This window comes from Agriterribacter sp. (genome assembly GCF_035445465.1).
In the GTDB taxonomy this organism is placed as follows: Bacteria; Bacteroidota; Bacteroidia; order Chitinophagales; family Chitinophagaceae; genus Agriterribacter.
In genome coordinates, this window is sequence record NZ_DAOMQT010000015.1 from 1 (window position 1) to 18,258 (window position 18,258).

The 18,258-nt window shown below is 44.9% G+C and carries 15 protein-coding genes; 12 read left to right on the plus strand and 3 right to left on the minus strand.

Features of this window, described 5'->3' with window-relative positions; genetic code table 11:
* The 5 genes from lpxD to PLE34_RS09780 form a co-directional block, all read left to right on the plus strand.
* Positions 1-776, plus strand: a 776-nt coding sequence (lpxD, locus tag PLE34_RS09760; protein WP_324556307.1) for a UDP-3-O-(3-hydroxymyristoyl)glucosamine N-acyltransferase, incomplete at its 5' end; no start/stop codon positions are given.
* A 79-nt stretch (positions 777-855) separates the two neighbouring features.
* Complete coding sequence (locus PLE34_RS09765) at positions 856-2,259, plus strand: bifunctional UDP-3-O-[3-hydroxymyristoyl] N-acetylglucosamine deacetylase/3-hydroxyacyl-ACP dehydratase (RefSeq protein WP_324556309.1); 1,404 nt, start codon at positions 856-858, stop codon at positions 2,257-2,259.
* Positions 2,260-2,371: 112 nt separating this feature from the next.
* Complete coding sequence (gene lpxA, locus PLE34_RS09770; RefSeq protein ID WP_324556311.1) at positions 2,372-3,178, plus strand: acyl-ACP--UDP-N-acetylglucosamine O-acyltransferase; 807 nt, start codon at positions 2,372-2,374, stop codon at positions 3,176-3,178.
* Positions 3,159-3,794, plus strand: a complete 636-nt coding sequence (locus tag PLE34_RS09775; protein WP_324556313.1) for an ABC transporter ATP-binding protein — start codon at positions 3,159-3,161, stop codon at positions 3,792-3,794. The genes lpxA and PLE34_RS09775 overlap by 20 nt, the downstream gene beginning before the upstream one ends.
* Positions 3,795-3,968: 174 nt before the next feature.
* On the plus strand, positions 3,969-5,213 hold the full coding sequence (locus tag PLE34_RS09780) for a cation:proton antiporter (protein WP_324556315.1): 1,245 nt from the start codon (positions 3,969-3,971) through the stop codon (positions 5,211-5,213).
* Positions 5,214-5,275: 62 nt separating this feature from the next.
* Here the strand turns inward: PLE34_RS09780 and PLE34_RS09785 are convergent, their stop codons facing one another.
* On the minus strand, positions 5,276-6,490 hold the full coding sequence (locus tag PLE34_RS09785; protein WP_324556317.1) for an alanine dehydrogenase: 1,215 nt from the start codon (positions 6,488-6,490) through the stop codon (positions 5,276-5,278).
* 36 nt (positions 6,491-6,526) lie between these two features.
* Positions 6,527-6,958, minus strand: coding sequence for a tRNA (adenosine(37)-N6)-threonylcarbamoyltransferase complex ATPase subunit type 1 TsaE (gene tsaE, locus PLE34_RS09790; protein WP_324556319.1), 432 nt, complete (start codon positions 6,956-6,958; stop codon positions 6,527-6,529).
* A gap of 194 nt (positions 6,959-7,152) precedes the next feature.
* On the opposite strand from tsaE, the gene PLE34_RS09795 reads away from it, so the two are divergent.
* From PLE34_RS09795 to PLE34_RS09820, 6 genes are all read left to right on the plus strand, one after another.
* Positions 7,153-9,279, plus strand: a complete 2,127-nt coding sequence (locus PLE34_RS09795) for a heavy metal translocating P-type ATPase (protein WP_324556321.1) — start codon at positions 7,153-7,155, stop codon at positions 9,277-9,279.
* A 230-nt stretch (positions 9,280-9,509) separates the two neighbouring features.
* Entirely contained in the window at positions 9,510-10,412 is a 903-nt protein-coding gene (locus PLE34_RS09800) for a DnaJ C-terminal domain-containing protein (RefSeq protein ID WP_324556323.1), read from the plus strand.
* 19 nt (positions 10,413-10,431) lie between these two features.
* The gene (locus PLE34_RS09805) at positions 10,432-10,719 is read left to right on the plus strand and encodes a chaperone modulator CbpM (protein ID WP_324556325.1); all 288 of its coding nucleotides are present in this window, start codon (positions 10,432-10,434) and stop codon (positions 10,717-10,719) included.
* Positions 10,716-11,891, plus strand: a complete 1,176-nt coding sequence (locus PLE34_RS09810; RefSeq protein ID WP_324556327.1) for a sialidase family protein — start codon at positions 10,716-10,718, stop codon at positions 11,889-11,891. Before PLE34_RS09805 ends, PLE34_RS09810 begins: the two co-directional genes overlap by 4 nt.
* A gap of 9 nt (positions 11,892-11,900) precedes the next feature.
* Positions 11,901-12,716 carry an HpcH/HpaI aldolase family protein gene (locus PLE34_RS09815; protein WP_324556329.1) on the plus strand — a complete coding sequence of 272 codons (816 nt, stop codon included), beginning with the start codon at positions 11,901-11,903 and terminating at the stop codon, positions 12,714-12,716.
* A gap of 96 nt (positions 12,717-12,812) precedes the next feature.
* The gene (locus PLE34_RS09820; protein WP_324556331.1) at positions 12,813-13,796 is read left to right on the plus strand and encodes a Gfo/Idh/MocA family protein; all 984 of its coding nucleotides are present in this window, start codon (positions 12,813-12,815) and stop codon (positions 13,794-13,796) included.
* 181 nt (positions 13,797-13,977) lie between these two features.
* On the opposite strand, the gene PLE34_RS09825 is transcribed toward PLE34_RS09820, so the two are convergent.
* Complete coding sequence (locus tag PLE34_RS09825; protein WP_324556333.1) at positions 13,978-16,398, minus strand: hypothetical protein; 2,421 nt, start codon at positions 16,396-16,398, stop codon at positions 13,978-13,980.
* A 347-nt stretch (positions 16,399-16,745) separates the two neighbouring features.
* Between PLE34_RS09825 and PLE34_RS09830 the strand changes: the two genes are divergently transcribed.
* Positions 16,746-18,131: a redoxin domain-containing protein gene (locus PLE34_RS09830; protein WP_324556335.1), complete on the plus strand. Its 1,386-nt coding sequence runs from the start codon at positions 16,746-16,748 to the stop codon at positions 18,129-18,131.
* Positions 18,132-18,258 lie beyond the last annotated feature (127 nt).

Below are 18,258 nucleotides of genomic sequence, written 5' to 3' on the forward strand. Positions count from 1 at the left end.
ACCAGGAAATGATGTCGCAGCAGTTAACGGGTATTCAACAGCCTTCTTATATTGCTGCTTCCGCCAAATTGGGAACAGATGTTTTTGTTGGCGCTTTTGCCTATATAGGCGAAAATGCGGAAATTGGGAACGGTGTTAAGCTTTATCCCCACAGCTTTGTTGGTGATAAGGTTAGCATTGGCGATCATTCCGTTATTCATTCTTCGGTGAGCATATATCATCACTGCCGGGTAGGAAAGCATGTTACCGTTCATGCCGGTGCGGTTATAGGGGGCGATGGCTTTGGCTTTGCCCCCCAGGCAGACGGGAGCTTTACCAAAGTACCGCAAATTGGAAACGTGGTAATAGAAGACAACGTTGAAATTGGCGCCAATGCCACTATAGACCGCGCAACCATAGGTTCAACCATAGTAAGGTCGGGCGCCAAGTTAGACAATCTCATACAGGTTGCGCATAACGTAGAAGTAGGACACAATACGGTAATCGCGGCACAGGCGGGCGTAAGCGGCAGCACCAAGATAGGTAACAATGTTATGATAGGCGGGCAGGCAGGTATCGTAGGCCATATTACTATTGCGGATGGCGCCCGCATAAACGCTCAAAGCGGGGTAAGCAAATCTATAAAGCAACCTAAAGCGGCGGTAACCGGGTCGCCGGCATATGATTATACCAGCACATTGCGCAGCCAGGCCATATCCCGTAAACTACCGGATTTTGAGAAAAGGATCCAGGAACTGGAGTCGCTCGTAAAACAACTAATTGCGGAAAAAGTATAATATCTTCCCATATACACATGACAGATAACTTACTATACGCCGTTCATCCCTATCTTTGCCCGGTAACAAAAAGCGAATAATGAACGCGAACTTTAATCCAGATAAACAGCATACACTTAAATCGGCAGTCAGTATTTCGGGAACAGGTTTACACACAGGCATTAAAGTTGATATGATATTAAACCCCGCCAATGCGGGCTTTGGAATCCAGTTTCAACGTATTGACCTGGCCGGACAGCCCATTATTAAAGCGGATTGCGACCTGGTTACTGATACTTCACGCGGAACAACGCTGGAAGACAAAGGTATTAAAGTAAGCACGGTAGAGCATATACTGGCAGCCCTGGTAGGCATGGGCATAGATAATTGTCTTGTGGAACTCAACGGACCGGAAATACCGATCATAGACGGAAGCTCGGCCCCCTTTGTTGAAATTATTGAAGAAGCAGGAATACTGGAGCAGGAAGCTACCAAATTGTGGTATACCATTGACAGCAATATTACCTATTATGATGAGGAGAAACGGGTAGAAATGGTAGCGATGCCGGCTATCGGATATCAAATTACAACCCTTATTGATTTTAACAGTTCCGTTTTGGGAACGCAGCATGCCGGTCTGAAGCACCTTAAAGACTTTAAAACAGAAATTGCTCCCTGCCGCACTTTCAGCTTCCTGCATGAACTGGAAATGTTGCTGGATAATAACCTCATAAAAGGCGGCGATATTAACAACGCGATCGTGATCGTAGACAGGCCGGTAAGTGAAGCAGAAATGGAACGCCTGGGCAAGGCTTTTGGCAGAAAGAAAATGGAGGTAAAAAGCGGCGGATACCTCAATAACCTTGAGCTCCGTTTTCCCAATGAACCCGCACGCCATAAACTGCTGGATATCATTGGCGACCTGGCGCTTATAGGCACACCTATAAAAGCGCATATTATTGCCAACCGTCCGGGACATTCGTCTAACGTAAATTTTGCCAAAAAAATAAAGCAGCACATCAAAATAAACAAGCAAATGCTGGATGTGCCTATATATGATCCCAACCAAACCCCCGTATATACCACTCAGCAAATTGAAAAAACACTCCCGCACCGTTACCCTTTCTTATTAGTAGACAAGATCATTGAACTGACCGATACCAGAATCGTGGGAATAAAAAATGTGACATTCAACGAGCCCTTTTTTGTAGGGCATTTTCCGGGTAACCCCATAATGCCCGGTGTGCTGCAGATAGAAGCTCTGGCGCAAACCGGCGGTATCCTGGCTATTAATGCATTGCCTCCCGGAGAATATGATACTTATTTTGTTAAAATGGATAATGCCCGCTTTCGTCTCAAAGTAGTTCCGGGGGATACGATGATCCTCAAAATGGAGCTTAACGCCCCTATCCGCAGGGGAATGTGCGAAATGCAGGGAACCGTTTACATCGGAAATAAAATTGCTACCGAGGCCACCTTAATGGCACAATTAGTGAAGCGTTAATGATGAATATTATCTTTTCCTTACTTTTGCTTTCGTCAGGAAAACTACCTGACGTTTTTTGTATATATATGAAATGCTGCCTCAGAGAACACCAAATAAGAAATAATCATCAATGATTCATCCCCACACATATATTCATCCCAACGCCAAACTGGCCACGAATGTAAAAGTTGACCCCTTTACGGTAATTCACCATAATGTAGAAGTTGGAGAAGGTACCTGGATTGGCAGCAATGTAACCATTATGGAAGGTGCAAGAATTGGCAAAAACTGCCGCATCTTTCCCGGAGCGGTTATTTCCGCTATCCCTCAGGATCTGAAATTTGAAGGAGAATATTCTATTGTTGAAGTGGGCGACAATACTACCATCCGCGAATTTGTTACCATTAACCGCGGTACCAAGGAAAGAGGTAAAACTACAGTGGGCGATAACTGCCTGATACAGGCTTACAGCCATATAGCCCACGACTGTTCTGTGGGCAATAACTGTATTATAACCAATAATACGCAAATGGCGGGGCATGTGGTAATGGGCGACTGGTCTATACTCGGCGGCATGTGCGCCGTGCACCAGTTCGTAAAAATCGGCGCTCATTCCTATATAGGCGGCGGATCACTGGTAGGCAAGGATGTGCCGCCCTATATTAAAGCGGGTCGTCAGCCCCTTAGCTATGCCGGCGTAAATTCTATCGGGCTTAAACGCAGAGGCTTTACTATAGATAAGATCAATCATATATTAGATATTTACAGAACGATTTATAATAAAGGCTTAAATACCTCTCAGGCAGTAGAAATCCTGGAAGAAGAGTTTCAGGCCACGGATGAAAGAGATGAGATCGTAACTTTTATCCGCGAAAGCGGAAGGGGCATCATTAAACGCTACACTAAAAACAGCGTGGATGACGATATCGTTGACTAATACAGGCAAAAGATTTAACAGGGACTGGATATTCCGGCATCTTAATTTTCAATTCTTCGCGGGCATGGCTTACGCTGTTACCGGACCAAACGGGTCGGGCAAATCCACGCTCCTGCAGGTAATAGCAGGTGCGCTCTCTCCCAGCGAAGGGAAGATGGAATACCATGCAAAAAGTAATGAACAGCATAGTGGCAACCCCATTGATGCCGATAATATTTACCTGCACTTCTCTTTCGCTGCGCCTTACATAGAGCTTATAGAGGAGATGACCCTGCTGGAGTTCCTGCATTTCCATCAGCAGTTCAAGCGGCTGCTGGCATCGCCGGCCATCCCGGATATCATTAGTTTAATTGGTTTGGAAAAAGCCACCCATAAGCAAATCCGGTATTTTAGCAGTGGTATGAAGCAAAGGGTAAAGCTGGCTCAAGCTGTTTTTTCGGATGCGCCTGTTTTACTGTTAGATGAGCCCTGCACCAACTTAGATGCAGAAGGCGTTGCGCTTTACCAGCAGCTGATAACAACATATTGTAAAAACCGGCTCATTATTGTAAGCAGCAATGATGAAATGGAGTATACTTTCTGCAGTGAACAATTGAATATTAATAATTACAAATAAAGGTTTTACGCAACGAACGCAAAGAAAACAATAAGGGATACATCGCCGCGCCGCTGCTTCACCGCTATCGCCGCGAGAAAAGTTTTGTCTGATTTGAAATATCTCCCCTGTACATTCCGGCAGTATTGAAATGTGATTTTTTTTAAATTTGCCTAACTTTTAAATCAATACCGGTTGGAACTTTACTACTCGTTTTCTATTTTAATTGTATTAGCTTCATTTTTTGCTTACCTGAACCTGAGGATATTAAAACTGCCTTCCACCATTGGCATTATGCTCATCGCCATTTTCGTTTCCCTCCTGATCAGGATAGTAGGCGCCAATGTTTTTCCTAATACCACACTTAGTTTTTTTAATCTTATATCTGAGTTTGATTTTACAGAAGTGCTTATGGGCGCCATGCTTAATTTCCTGCTTTTTGCCGGGGCTATTCACGTAAACTTTGCCGATCTCCGGGAGCAGCGATGGCCCATATTCATTTTTTCCACGGTAAGTGTTATCATTTCCACTTTTGTGGTAGCCTTCCTCTTATATAATATAGCACCGCTTTTTCATGAAAATGTTCCTTTCATTTATTGCTTATTGTTTGGGGCTTTAATATCGCCTACCGATCCTATCGCGGTGCTGGGTATTCTTAAGCAGGCAAAGGTTCCTAAAACCCTGGAAACGAAGATTGCGGGTGAATCGCTTTTTAATGACGGGGTAGCCGTTGTATTGTTTGCTGTTATTTTGCAGCTTACCAAAACCGATGCTATAGATATTTCTATTGGTTCCATTTCCTGGCTGCTGGCAAAAGAGGCGCTGGGTGGATTGCTATTAGGCGCACTGCTTGGCTTTGGAACCTCGGGCGCCATGAAAAGGATAGACGACTATAAAGTGTCGGTACTAATGACGCTTTCGGTAGTAATGGGTGGATACCTTATTGCACATGCCCTCCATATTTCAGGACCGCTTACCATGGTTGCCGCAGGACTTATTATCGGGAATTACGGAAAGAAAGCAGCCATGTCGTCAGAAACGAAAGATTACCTGAATAAGTTCTGGGAGCTGATAGATGAGATACTGAACGCTATATTATTCCTCTTTATCGGGTTTGAATTATTATTGATTCCCGATCTGGTTAGCCACCTCGCACTTGGCGTTATTGCTATCATTATTGTTCTGCTGGCCCGGCTGCTTTCCATTTGGATCCCTTACACTATAGTACCATTTAAGAACAAGTTTCTTAAGGGCGCCCTCACTGTAATGGTATGGGGCGGGCTGCGTGGCGGCGTATCCATAGCGCTTGTTCTGTCGGTGGATAACGGGGAACACAAAAACTTATTACTGGAGATCACTTATTTCGTGGTCGTATTCTCCATTGTTGTACAGGGACTTACAGTGGGCAAAGTGGCTAAAAAAGCGCTGGCGGGTAACTGAAACTAAAGGGGTTAAAACCCCGCACTTACCACTTACTACTTATCACTTACCACTTCTTCTCTTTATCTCCTGCTGGCTATCAGTAAATTCAGATCGGTGTATTTTAAATTGAAGCGCTGGCTGAGGTAGATATTGGTTAGCGCGCCTTTAAACAGGTAGATGCCGCTGCGGATATTGAACTTATGCCATACTAATTTCTCCAGTCCGCCCTCATCGCCTATTTCAAGCAATAATGGCATCAGCACATTGCTGATGGCCTGCGATGCGGTACGGGCAAAACCCGAAGGGATATTGGGTACACAATAATGAATAACACCGTGCTTAATAAATACCGGACTTTCATGTGAAGTGATCTCGGAAGTTTCAAAGCAGCCGCCGCGGTCAATACATACATCCATGATCACGCTGCCCGGCCGCATAATAGATACCATTTCTTCCGTAGCTACAATAGGGGTACGCCCGCCAAAAGAAGATAAGGCGCCTACCGCCACATCGCATGTTTTTAGCTGCTTGGCTAAAATTTTGGGCTCTATAACGGAGGTCCACATTCTTACCCCTATATTGCCCTGCATGCGCTTGAGCTTATAAATATTATTATCAAACACTTTTACGCTGCTACCCATAGCCAGGGCAGTTCTTGCAGCATACTCTCCCACAATACCGGCGCCTATAATAACCACCTTGGTAGGAGGAATGCCCGAAATGCCACCCAGCAGCATTCCTTTGCCATTGTTGGCATTGCTTAAATAATTACCCGCCAGCAGCATTACAGCGCTGCCGGCAATTTCACTCATGCTTCGTACAATAGGATTATGCCCGGAATCGTCTTTAAAATTCTCAAACGATAAGGCGGTGATCCGCTTTTCCATCATACGCTGTAATATTTCCGTTTTCATTACAGGCAGGTGGATAGGGGATATGATCGTTTGATTATGCTTCAGCAGATCTACTTCTTCTTCATTCACCGGCGCCGACTTCATGATCAGGTCGCATTGAAACACCTCCCGCTTGTCGTATGCAATTTTAGCACCCGCATCGCTGTAATCCTTTTCAGAAAAATGTGCGCCTTCACCCGCACGATGCTCTACCACCACCCGGTGACCGTTGTTCGTAAGTACGCTGATAGCATCAGGCGTTAATGCGATCCTGTTCTCCTGGAAAGAATTTTCCTTTGGAATCCCGATCAGCAACTGCGCTTCACGCGGCTTAATATCTAATGTTTCTTCTAAAGTTTCGTAATTAAACGAGGTACCTACAAATGGCTTTTCTGCCGGCATAAGCTGGATAGGTTTGAGCGACAATTTACTAAATATTTACCTGTGAAAATCAACTTTCAGCAAACGGGTAGTGGTATTTACAGGATGCAGGTAAACATCAACCCTGTTTTCGGGTAAAAGAGAAGGTATTTTCTCCGGCCACTCCACAAAACAGATATCACCCGAAAACAAACAATCTTCTATGCCGGCATTTATCGCTTCTTCTTCATCTTTTAGCCGGTACAGATCAATATGGAAGATGCGTTTGGGCATGCCGTCTTCCTTATAGGTATATTCATTGATCAGCGAAAAAGTAGGGCTGCTTACATGCCCTTCTACGCCTTTAGCGGCACATAATGCGGCAATAAAAGTAGTTTTCCCCGCTCCCATTTCACCATGAAAGGCAAATACCCTGTCATGCTCCTGCACCCGCTCCCAGAAGCAGTGGGCGCATGGCTGTATATTTTCTAATGTAACTGTTATCTCCATAAACGATATCTGAAACAGGGTTGCAGGTCGCAGGTTGCAGGAGCGAAGGCTCAACCTGAAACTTGTAACCTGAAACCTCCCCTTGCCTCATTGTTGCAAAGATAATGGCCGTTTTGAGGCTTTACTGATACGGCGTTGCAAAGATATTTGCAATTGTAGTTATTCATCATTATACTGGTTGGTAATTTTGCAGCATGGAAAAGATAAGATGGAAAGTTGAAGGCATGGACTGCTCCAATTGCGCGCTCACTATTCGCAGGTATCTGGAAAAAGAAGGCGTTCAGAACATCAGGGTAAATTTTGTTGATGGTGATGTGGCATTTGATGTAAACGGCAACAGTTCGGCGCAACAGATACAGAAAGGCATTGACGCCCTGGGTTATAAGGTAACCGGCACATTAGAAGCAGATAAAGCAGGTCTTCCTGTACAAAAAATGAATATTCATTTAAAGTATACCCTCATTTGTTTGCCTTTTACAATAGTGTTGCTGTTGCACATGATACACGATTGGATAGGCTGGCACTGGCTGATGAATCCCTGGCTGCAGTTTGCGCTTTGCCTTCCCGTATATATTATCGGGATGTCTTATTTTGGTAAAAGCGCTGTTAAAAGCCTGCGCAATGGCATCCCTAATATGAACGTATTAATTGCCCTGGGCGCCACGGCGGCTTTTGCTTACAGCCTTACAGGAACATTCATGAATCTGGGAGAAGATTATCTTTTTTATGAAACTGCCGCCACTATCATTACACTTGTATTTTTTGGCAATTATTTAGAAAGCGCATCCATTCAATCTACGCAAAAAGCATTGCAGAGTTTGGCAAAATCGCAAAAAACGGTGGCTAACATGATCGCGTTTGATGAGCATCACCAGGAAGTGATTATGCCTGTTGACAATAAAGATCTTCGCTCCGGCGACCTGATACTGATCAAAAGCGGCGAACTGGTGCCGGCCGACTGCAAAATCCTGTGGGGCAATGCCAGCGTAAATGAATCCATTATCACCGGCGAAAGCCTGCCACTTGAGAAACATGCAAAGGATTTGCTTATCGGAGGCAGCATACTGGCAGACGGCACAGTGAAAGCCCAGGTTACCGCAGCGGCCGATGATTCAGCACTCGCTAACATTGTAAACCTGGTAAAACAGGCACAGGGTGAAAAACCTCCGGTACAACAAATGGCAGACAGGATCAGCGCCATATTTGTACCTGCAGTAATTGGGATTGCACTGCTTACTTTTATTATCAACTATTTTGTGCTGCAGGATTTCACAGCTTCCTTAATGCGCAGCATTGCTGTGCTGGTTATCTCATGTCCCTGCGCATTAGGGCTGGCAACCCCCGCCGCTATTGCCGTAGGATTGGGTCGCGCCGCACGTAATGGGGTACTTTTCCGGAATGCTAAAAGTCTTGAACTTTTTAAAGATATCCGGCAGGTGGTATTTGATAAAACCGGAACGCTCACTACAGGTGAATTAACAATTGATCGGTTCCAAACAACAAATAATACCATCTCTGAAGAAGAACTAAAAAGAATTACATACTCACTCGAAAAATATTCCAATCACCCTATTGCAAAAAGCATTGCCACCGCCTGGAAAATCAAAAATGAGATACGATGGGCTAAAATAGAAGAAATAAAAGGTATGGGAATAAAAGCAACCAGCAAAGAGGGCGATGAATATTGGGCCGGTTCTTACAAAATGGCCGCAGCACTTACTACTAACAATACACATAACGTATACATCATAAAAAATAATGCGTTGATCGGATGGATAGATGTAAAAGATGATATACGTCCGGAAGCCAGAAGTGTTGTAACCTACCTGCACAAAAAAGGAATCACCACTTATCTTTTAAGCGGCGACAGTAAAGTTAAATGCGAGCAACTGGCCCGGGAGCTTGGTATTGATAAAGTAATGGCAGAACAAACACCCGAACAAAAATTAGCGATAGTGGAATCACTTTCCCGGCGGGCGCCTACCGCCATGGTGGGCGATGGTATTAATGATGCGCCGGCACTTGCAAAAGCAACCATCGGCATTTCGTTAAGCGATGCATCGCAAATTGCCATTCAAACAGCCGATGTGGTACTCATGAATCAGGGATTGAAGAACCTGCCCTTATCATTGGGCTTAGGTAAGCATACTTTCATTACTATAAGGCAAAATTTGTTCTGGGCATTTTGCTATAACGTGGTGGCCATACCGGTAGCAGCAGTAGGTTTGCTTAATCCTATGTTCGGCGCGCTGGCAATGGGGCTCAGCGATGTGGTGCTCGGTATTAATTCGGGAAGATTGTTTGTGAAGAAAGTGACATGAGCGTGTGGCGATCAGGTGTTAGGTGTCAGCGATGAAGCGATAACTACTAATGATAGGATGAATACTTCTTCTTTGTACTGCCCATAGTTCATAGCTCATTGTCTCCACTGGTAATACAAACCCACCCGTTTACACCGTGTTTTTGCTTTACACGTGATACCTCTTTCCCCCGGAAATCTATTCTTTTAGTACATTTATCTCCGGTTAGTAAACATATATACGTTCGTTTTATGGAATTCATAGACTATTATAAGATACTGGGACTGGATAAAACCGCCAGCACAGAACAAATAAAAAAAGCATACCGGAAATTAGCGCGTCAATATCACCCTGATCTTAATCCTAACGATAAGGATGCGAATAAAAAATTTCAACAGATCAATGAAGCCAATGAAGTGCTGAGCGATCCTGAAAAAAGAAAAAAATACGATCAGTACGGTCAAAACTGGCAGCACGCAGAAGCTTATGAAAAAGCCAAACAGTCGCAACAAACCGCAGGAGGTACCGCCTACAGTACCTATGGAGGGAGTGAAGCATTTGGCGATGATTTTTCATCAGGTGATTTTTCCGATTTTTTTACTTCCATGTTTGGAGGAAGTTCCCGCGGCGGCCAGAGCCAGGTAAAATTCAGAGGACAGGATTATAACGCTGAGCTGCAAATCAGTTTAAGAGAAGCCTATACAACGCACCAGCGCATTTTTACGATCAACGAAAAAAATATCCGCATTACCATCCCTGCCGGCATTGCCAACGGACAAACCATTAAGCTGAAGGGGCATGGAGGTGCCGGCGTAAACGGGGGACCGGCCGGCGATCTGTACATAACACTCACTATAGCGGAAGACCCTGTTTTTAAAAGGCTTGGCGATGACCTGTACACCACCGTGGAGCTTGATCTGTATACCGCTGTGCTGGGTGGCGAAAAAACAATAGATACCCTTGATGGCAAAGTAAAAGTGAAAGTGCCCCCTGAAACACAAAATGGCGCCAAAACAAGGTTAAAAGGAAAAGGCTTCCCGGTATACAAGAAAGAAGGCATATACGGCGATCTCATAATAACATGGCTTATCAAACTGCCCGTTAACCTTACGGAAAAACAAAAAGCCCTGTTCAGGGAACTGTCTCAATCTTAATTAATTAAATTCATCAACGATGCCCAATACGGAAGAACTGATCACTCCTGAAGCATGTTGCGCACATTACCATATAGAGCTCACCTTTATACAATCGCTGAGTGAGTATGGTCTCATAGAAATCATCTCTGTTGAGGAAAAACAGTTCATACACAACGAGCAGTTGCGCGGGCTGGAAAAATTCATACGGCTGCATTATGAGCTGGGTATAAATATGGAAGGTATTGACGCGATTGCGCACCTGCTGCGTAAAATGGAAAACATGCAGGAAGAGATCACCCTGCTGAAAAATAAACTCCAGCTATGAAAAAAACGGTTTCTCTTTTCGTCCTGACCCTTTTTGTCCGTTTTGTTTTTTCGCAGTCGCCGGTAATGGAAGCGGCGCTCATCTTTCCTCTGCAGGAAAAACATGTTCATGGCAGCACACTGGTAGCATTGTCCAATGGCGATTTTCTTACCGCATGGTTTTACGGAAGCGGCGAAAGAAGCGCGGATGATGTAAAGATCATGGGCGCACGGCTGAAGAAAGGACAAAAGAAATGGAGCGATCCTTTTTTACTCGCCGATACGCCCGGGCTTCCGGATTGCAATCCCGTATTGTTTTTAAACAAAAAAGGTACATTGTTTTTAGTATGGATTGCCGTGCAGGCCAACCGCTGGGAGTATTCGATACTGCGGTATAAAACATCTGCCGATTACCTTAAGCCCGGGGCGCCGGTATGGAGCTGGCAGGATAATATTTTACTTAAACCCGGCGATGCTTTTGCCAAAGAAACGGAAGCTAAATTCAAACAAATGCCTCGTTTACGGCATGGCTGGGCCGAATATGCGCCCAAATATGATGACATGATCATTGAGGCGAGCAAAGATCCCCGCAAACGCAGCATAGGATGGATGACCCGCATTAAACCATTGATTACCGGCAATGGAAGGATATTGCTTCCATTGTATTCAGACGGATTTAATATGTCGCTGGCAGCCATTTCCGATGATGATGGTGAAACCTGGCGCCCCGGTCTGCCCATCGTAGGCAGGGGACCTATTCAACCCGCGCTGGCACAAAAAAAAGACGGTACTATTGTAGCGTTTATGCGTGACAGTGGTGATTCACCCACGCGCGTACATACCAGCCGGTCGGCTGATGAAGGCGAAAGCTGGACGCCAAGTATAAAAACGGAAATACCCAATACCGCCAGCGTGGAAATTTGTGTGCTGGCAGATGGTAAATGGGCCTTTTTGGGAAATGATGTTGATGATGGCAGATATATACTCAGTCTTTATATATCAAGCGATGAAGGCGAAACCTGGAAATGGAAAACGAAAATCGAGGATCATCCAAAAGAAAATGGCAGGTATTCTTATCCGTCACTTATACAGGCAGAGGACGGGTTATTGCATATGACCTATTCTTTTCACAAAAACAATAAGGAAAAGTCTATTAAGTATGTTGTGGTTGATCCTCAAAAAATAACGAAATAAGATACGCATATGGGTATGTTAGAAAAATTAAAAAACGGGCAAAATGTTTACGGCACCTGTTTCACTTCAACAGCGCCGGGCTGGCCGCTGGTTTTTAAAAAGGCGGGGCTTGATTTCGCCTTTATAGATACGGAGCATACCGCGCTGAACCGCGCCGACATGGCAAAGATGTGCCAGATCATACAGGCATACGGCATAACGCCCATCGTACGCATTCCCTCTCCCGATCCCTACTTAGCCTGCCAGTGTATTGATGGCGGCGCCAAAGGCGTTATTGCTCCTTACTTGGAATCGGTAGAACAGATCAGGGAATTAGCGGGAGCCACAAAGCTTCGCCCGCTGAAGGGAGAAGTATTACAAAAGGTATTAAAAGGAGAGCAGGTATTATCTGCTGAAATGAAAGCTTATTTAGACAATTACAATAAGGGAAATATATGCATCGCTAATATTGAAAGCGTGCCGGCAATGAATAAGCTGGATGATTTATTAAGCGTGCCCGGATTAGATGGCGTATTTATCGGGCCGCACGACCTGTCTATCAGCCTCGGCATACCCGAGCAATACGATCATCCTGAATTTGAAAAAGCAGTTAAACATATCATTCATACCACAAGAAGCAAAGGACTGTCTATCGCTATTCATTTTTCCCTTGAGCCCGAACGCCAGGCAAAATGGGTAAAGGAAGGCGTAAACATTGTGGTGCACAGTACCGACATTGCGTTGTTCAGTCAAAAGCTCAATGCCGATATAAGCGCGATAAAAAAAGCGGTTGGCGACGTAACAGAGGGTAATACCCCGGCACAGGAAGAAGTACCTGTAGTGTAAGATGGAAGAAAAACAGGTTACAGGTTGCAGGTTACAGGGAGGAAACGGTATGGTTCTTTCCCTTTTCACTTTATTTTATATCTCTAACACATACATATGCAGGAAATACAATGGGGGATGATAGGTTGCGGAAATGTAACCGAAAAAAAGAGCGGCGCGCCGGCCATCAATAAAGTACCACATTCAAAATTAGTAGCCGTAATGGCGCGGAAAATAGAAAAGGCTGAGGATTACGCACAACGGCATGGTGTAGCCAAATGGTACGATAACGTAGATGACCTGATTAACGACCCTGATGTGAATGCCGTATATATTGCCACTCCGCCCGATGTGCATCCTGAATATGCTGCAAAAGCTATGCGGGCGGGTAAGCCGGTATATGTTGAAAAGCCTATGGCGCGGAACTTCGCCGAATGTGAAGCCATGAACCAGGTGAGCCGCGAAACAGGCGTACCGCTTTATGTTGCTTACTACCGGCGTACCCTACCCTATTTTGTGCAGTTAAAAGAGCTGATTGACGCAAAAGTGATAGGTGATATCCGGTGCATTATTATTGCATTGCACTGGCAGCCTTACAGTGAGGAAGTGGGAGAAAATGCACAGCCCCGCTGGCGTGTTTTCCCGGATACCTCCGGCGGCGGCCATTTTCACGACCTCGCTTCGCACCAGTTCGATTTCCTGGAATATGCGTTTGGCCCAGTGAAATATGCAAAAGGTATAGCGCGCAACCAGGCCGGCTTATACAAAGCCGATGATATAGTAATGGCCAATTTTGAATTTGAATCAGGGATATTAGGAACCGGTAGCTGGTGTTATACGGTTAACAAAGAACAACGTATTGATCAGTCGCAGCTCATTGGCTCAAAAGGAAAGATCAGCTTTTCGTTTTTTGAAAGCAGTAAAATAGTGGTAGAAACGCCGGAAGGAGCAGTGGAATATGATGTTCCTTATCCGCCCCATGTGCAGCAACCCCTGCTGGAAACGATTGTAAAGGAGCTGAGAGGTGAAGGCAAATGCCCCAGTACCGGCGAAACCGGCGCAAGAGCCAATTTAATTATGGATTGGGTTACTGCTAAATGATAAAGTAATTCACTGCGTGGCTATATTTAAACACATAGCCAGATAGGCGCACATAGGTTTAATCTTCTATTACTCTTTAGCATGTGATTTTTCTCTCTATTGTGTTCCTATATTTCTATTGTGCCATGTGTTTTGGTATTTTTTCAACGCAGAATTATTGTCGCCCTTTGCGAAGCCCGGGCTATTTCCTCATCAGCCAAACCTCCGTTACCTGCGATCCCCGCTGTCCCTCGCCGCATGTCCAGGTAAAGGTTACCTGCCCGCCGGCTGTAACTGCTTTTGGAATATCAAATTCGTATACAGGCTTTTCACCCGTTTGTATAAAATCATGAATAACGATATTGCCGTTAGCTACCAGCTTTTGCTTCGACCGGAACCTACCGGTATAGGTCATGCGCATTTTATAAGCGGCTGTTGTATCTAAGTTATCATACCTGATCTTCAGCGGCGTATCGTATAAAGTATTGATCTGGCTCATCCATGCCCCTGGTGTGGTTTGCCCCGAAAAGCCCTGCGACCGTACTTCATGCACCCATTCTTCTCCTATAATTCCTACGCCAAAACTTATTCTCGGCGATTGCAGGCTGCCGGGGTCTTGTTCCCGGGTCTTATCTGCCACTATCCTGTATTTGCTTTGCACCGATCCAAAATGATCATAAAATCCGCCGGGTCCGGGGTCGGTCCGGCGCAGCATTTCGCTTATCTTGTTCAGCCGCTCCGTATCATCTTCTATCTTCTCCAGTACGGCAAGCTGATCCAGCAGCCAGGGTGCATCGTTGAGGGGTATATCTATATTGTCTATAAAATTTCCCCTGCCGGGCATTGCGCCGTGCTTTTCAATGGTAAGCTGCGCACCAATACTACTGAACAATGAATCGGCAAGTACCATACATCTTTCTTTCCATGCCTTTGCCACAGGCTCTTCCACGGCCTTTTCCAGTATCATCCTGGCCTGCAAAATAGCTAACGATGAGGTTTCGGCAGTTGCGCTTTCCAGGGTTTCCTTTGCCTGTTCCTCCAATGCCTTTTCATATATTAAACGGCGTTGTATATAAGCATCATAATATGCTCTTAACAGGCACATCTGGAACCGGAAGTTCTTTACCAGTTCCGGTGTGGCCTTGCTTTCTATTTGCTGCCATTGCCGCAGGGTTTGCTCTACTTTTTCATTGGTAAGCAATGCGCCTCTCAGGTTTGTCTCAAGATTCATAATACCCTGTGCCGCCGCTTCCGTAATATCAGCATCCATAAACAAACGGCTGTAATCGCGCAATGTTTCTATTACCGGCTTTTGCGGATCCCAGTCCTGGTCGCTCCATATAAATTTATTCACATCATCATTCGTTCCTTCCGAATAGCTGATGCTGCCTGAAGCATAGGATGCAAGCAGGTTATGAATATGCTTTTCGTCTTCCGGCCGGGGGTTCACACATTCTCTCCCTAACGTCATCGCATAGGCTACGTCCCAGTCGAGTACCGGGTACTGGCAGCTCAGGCTATGGGTGATATCGGGATATCGCCTGATGGGAATGTTGTCATTGACCAGTTGCCTGAGCTCAGGAAGCGGTATTTTAACCCAGGGTCCGAAAACAACGCCTCCCAGCCAGGGGTAGCCGCTGTTTACATGCCTGAAAAAGTCATCGAACCATTTTTGGCTGGGGCGAAATACCTGCGGCGAAACCCATATTTTAGCATTGGGATGAAACTGCTGTAACGCCACGGCTACCTTCCCCAGCCAGTTAAAAAGCACCTCCGGCTCCAGGTCGCCCGGATCACCGCCAGGAACAAATACGTGATCTAATTTCGGCAATGCGGCAAACACTTCTATCCGCTCCTGCATTTCTTTTTTGAGGGAATCGCGATTGGTATAATCAGGCCCCATATTGGGATACCACATCCACACATCTAAGTTGTACGACCGGGCAATCTTTGATTGCTCTACCATCATTTTTGCCGATGGAAGCTGCATATGCACACTGCTGTCATCATCATCTGTGCGGGGTGGCATAATTTCAATGCTGTTGGCGCCAAACAGGACCAGGTCGCGGATATACTGATCGAATTGCTTTACAGAAAAAGCATCATACGAATTGGTTTTGGGCCGGTAGCCCAACTGGTGGCCGCGGATGGGATACCTGGGAGCGGTTGACAGCACAAGGTTTTCCGGTATCAGCAACGTTCCGGGGCGCATATCGGCTTTTCTCAACAATCGTCCCACGCCGTACAACACACTTCGGGCGTCCTTAGCCGTTATGATTACTGCATTTTGTTCCTTCATTACTGCCAGCCGAAAGCCTTCATTGCCCGGTGCCGCTATGGTTCCCAGCACAGCCCTTACTGTTTTTGGCAGCTTAGCGTCACGGTCATCGGTAAGAACGTAAATAACCGGCTGTCCTTCATCCGGCTGCTTTGTCACAACAGGAAGCAATAACTGCGTTCTTTTTTCAATTTCTTCCCGCAATACCTGAACGGGCTTATCGAGCGGTATTTTTTTATCACTGCTCACCCATATAACAGCTTTAGAAAGATCAATATGCTGCGCATAAGCGGATACTACGGCCAGCATAAAAATAAAACAGGCAATTGGCTTTACATATTTCATAACAGCGTTCGGGGTTTAAGGAGATCAGAACTATTTACAAGTATATTTAAAATATCATTATTATGCTTACAGAGCAGTCAAAACTTATTCTATACTCTTTTACCGTTTTCTTTATGATCCTTTGTCAACACTGTATAATTTGTTTCAGCATATGCCTTTCACTGCTTTTTTGCCAAATACAGGTTTCAGAGAATAAAACAAATATTTCCGGCTTTCATTGCCCAACAAAAAACATAATAGTACGTTAATTACTCAGTATCAACATCCTTTTTAAATAAATTTGCGGGACTTACAGCCACAAAAGCATGAAGACCTTTTTTTTAGCTTGTATATTTCTTTTGGCCGCAATGCGCGGCTTTACCCAAAACGGCTACCAGATAAAGGTAACCCTTAAACCATTTACCAATGGTTATCTCTATCTCGGGCACCACTTTGGAAGTAAGCAATATATTATTGATTCCGTTGCCATCAACAGCAATAGTGAAGTTGTTTTTTCGGGAAAAGAAAAGCTGTTCGGCGGCGTCTATATGGTCATCTATCCCCAAAAAAATGGCTGGTTTGAAATACTGGTAGATAAACAACAACATTTTTCGGTAACGGCAGATACGACCGACATTATTGGAAAAATGCAGTTTACCAATTCATCCGACAACCAGTTATTCCAGTCGTATCAGAAAATAGCGCAGGAAAAAGGCAAAGCCATTGCTTTATTGCAAAAGCAGTTAAAGGAAGATCCTGCCGGTTCCGATTCCGTTAAAACAAGGTCGGCAATTACTGCACTGAATGCGGAGATGCAGCAATACCGTGAACAATTCATACAAGCGCACCCCGCGCATTTGCTCACTGCTATTTTTCATATTTTGCAGGAACCTAAAGTACCCGATGCGGCTCAGCATCCCGGTGGTAAATACGATTCGGCTTTTGCCTATCAGTACTACAAACAGCATTACTGGGATGGCGTGTCGTTTGCTGATGAACGCCTGGTACGCACGCCGGTTTTTGAGCCTAAGTTGCAACGATATTTCAGCAATGTGCTGCTGCAGCAGCCGGATACGCTCAGCAAAGCAGCCAACAAAATCTTAGACGCTTCCATTAGCAATAAAGAGATGTTCAAATTTATACTGTCTGCCCTTACAGAAAAATATATCAATCCTACCTACATGGGACAGGATGCAGTATTCGTTAATCTTTTTGAAAGGTACTATGCCCCGGGCAAAGCAGACTACTGGCTTAACGACAAGTATAGAAAAGCAGTTTTTGACCGTGCGTATAGTGTAATGGCTAACCTTATTGGTGAAAAAGCTGCTGATATGAATATGGTAGACAGCTCCGGTAAAGCTGCACCGTTGTATGGTATTAAGGCGCCGTATATTGTTATTTGCTTCTGGGATCCTACCTGCGGGCATTGCCAGACGGAAGTGCCGCAGTTAGATTCGCTCTTTCAACATAAATGGAAAAAGCAGGGTGTTCAAATGTACGGGGTAATGACAGACGGCGGAAAGGAAGCCTGGCTGAAATTCATTAGGGAACACCAGCTCAGAGGCTGGACGCACGTATACCAGTTGCCCGCCGTAAAAGAAGCGGAATACGCGGCAAATAAACCAGGGTATAAACAATTGTATGATGTGTACCAAACACCGGTATTATACCTGTTAGATAAGGATAAAAACATCATTGCCAAAAAATTAAATCACGATCAATTAGATGAGCTGCTGCAGGTAAAGCTGAAGTAGGAAGCATGTGCTAATTTGAAAATTTTAAAATGAAGCAGAACGGTAAGATTGTTGCAAGTTGCAGGGTACAAGGAGAAGCATTTAGCACCAAATAAATTTTAACTCCGAAGCCAAATGCAACTATAAA

Excerpts from the sequence above, each read along its gene's own strand:
- PLE34_RS09795 (WP_324556321.1), top strand. The coding sequence starts at position 7,153 with ATGGAAAAGATAAGATGGAAAGTTGAAGGCATGGACTGCTCCAATTGC.
- PLE34_RS09810 (WP_324556327.1), top strand. The coding sequence starts at position 10,716 with ATGAAAAAAACGGTTTCTCTTTTCGTCCTGACCCTTTTTGTCCGTTTT.
- PLE34_RS09765 (WP_324556309.1), top strand. The coding sequence starts at position 856 with ATGAACGCGAACTTTAATCCAGATAAACAGCATACACTTAAATCGGCA.
- PLE34_RS09825 (WP_324556333.1), bottom strand. The coding sequence starts at position 16,398 with ATGAAATATGTAAAGCCAATTGCCTGTTTTATTTTTATGCTGGCCGTA.
- PLE34_RS09775 (WP_324556313.1), top strand. The coding sequence starts at position 3,159 with ATGACGATATCGTTGACTAATACAGGCAAAAGATTTAACAGGGACTGG.
- PLE34_RS09815 (WP_324556329.1), top strand. The coding sequence starts at position 11,901 with ATGGGTATGTTAGAAAAATTAAAAAACGGGCAAAATGTTTACGGCACC.
- PLE34_RS09785 (WP_324556317.1), bottom strand. The coding sequence starts at position 6,490 with ATGCCGGCAGAAAAGCCATTTGTAGGTACCTCGTTTAATTACGAAACT.
- tsaE (WP_324556319.1), bottom strand. The coding sequence starts at position 6,958 with ATGGAGATAACAGTTACATTAGAAAATATACAGCCATGCGCCCACTGC.
- PLE34_RS09800 (WP_324556323.1), top strand. The coding sequence starts at position 9,510 with ATGGAATTCATAGACTATTATAAGATACTGGGACTGGATAAAACCGCC.
- PLE34_RS09805 (WP_324556325.1), top strand. The coding sequence starts at position 10,432 with ATGCCCAATACGGAAGAACTGATCACTCCTGAAGCATGTTGCGCACAT.
- PLE34_RS09830 (WP_324556335.1), top strand. The coding sequence starts at position 16,746 with ATGCGCGGCTTTACCCAAAACGGCTACCAGATAAAGGTAACCCTTAAA.
- lpxA (WP_324556311.1), top strand. The coding sequence starts at position 2,372 with ATGATTCATCCCCACACATATATTCATCCCAACGCCAAACTGGCCACG.
- PLE34_RS09820 (WP_324556331.1), top strand. The coding sequence starts at position 12,813 with ATGCAGGAAATACAATGGGGGATGATAGGTTGCGGAAATGTAACCGAA.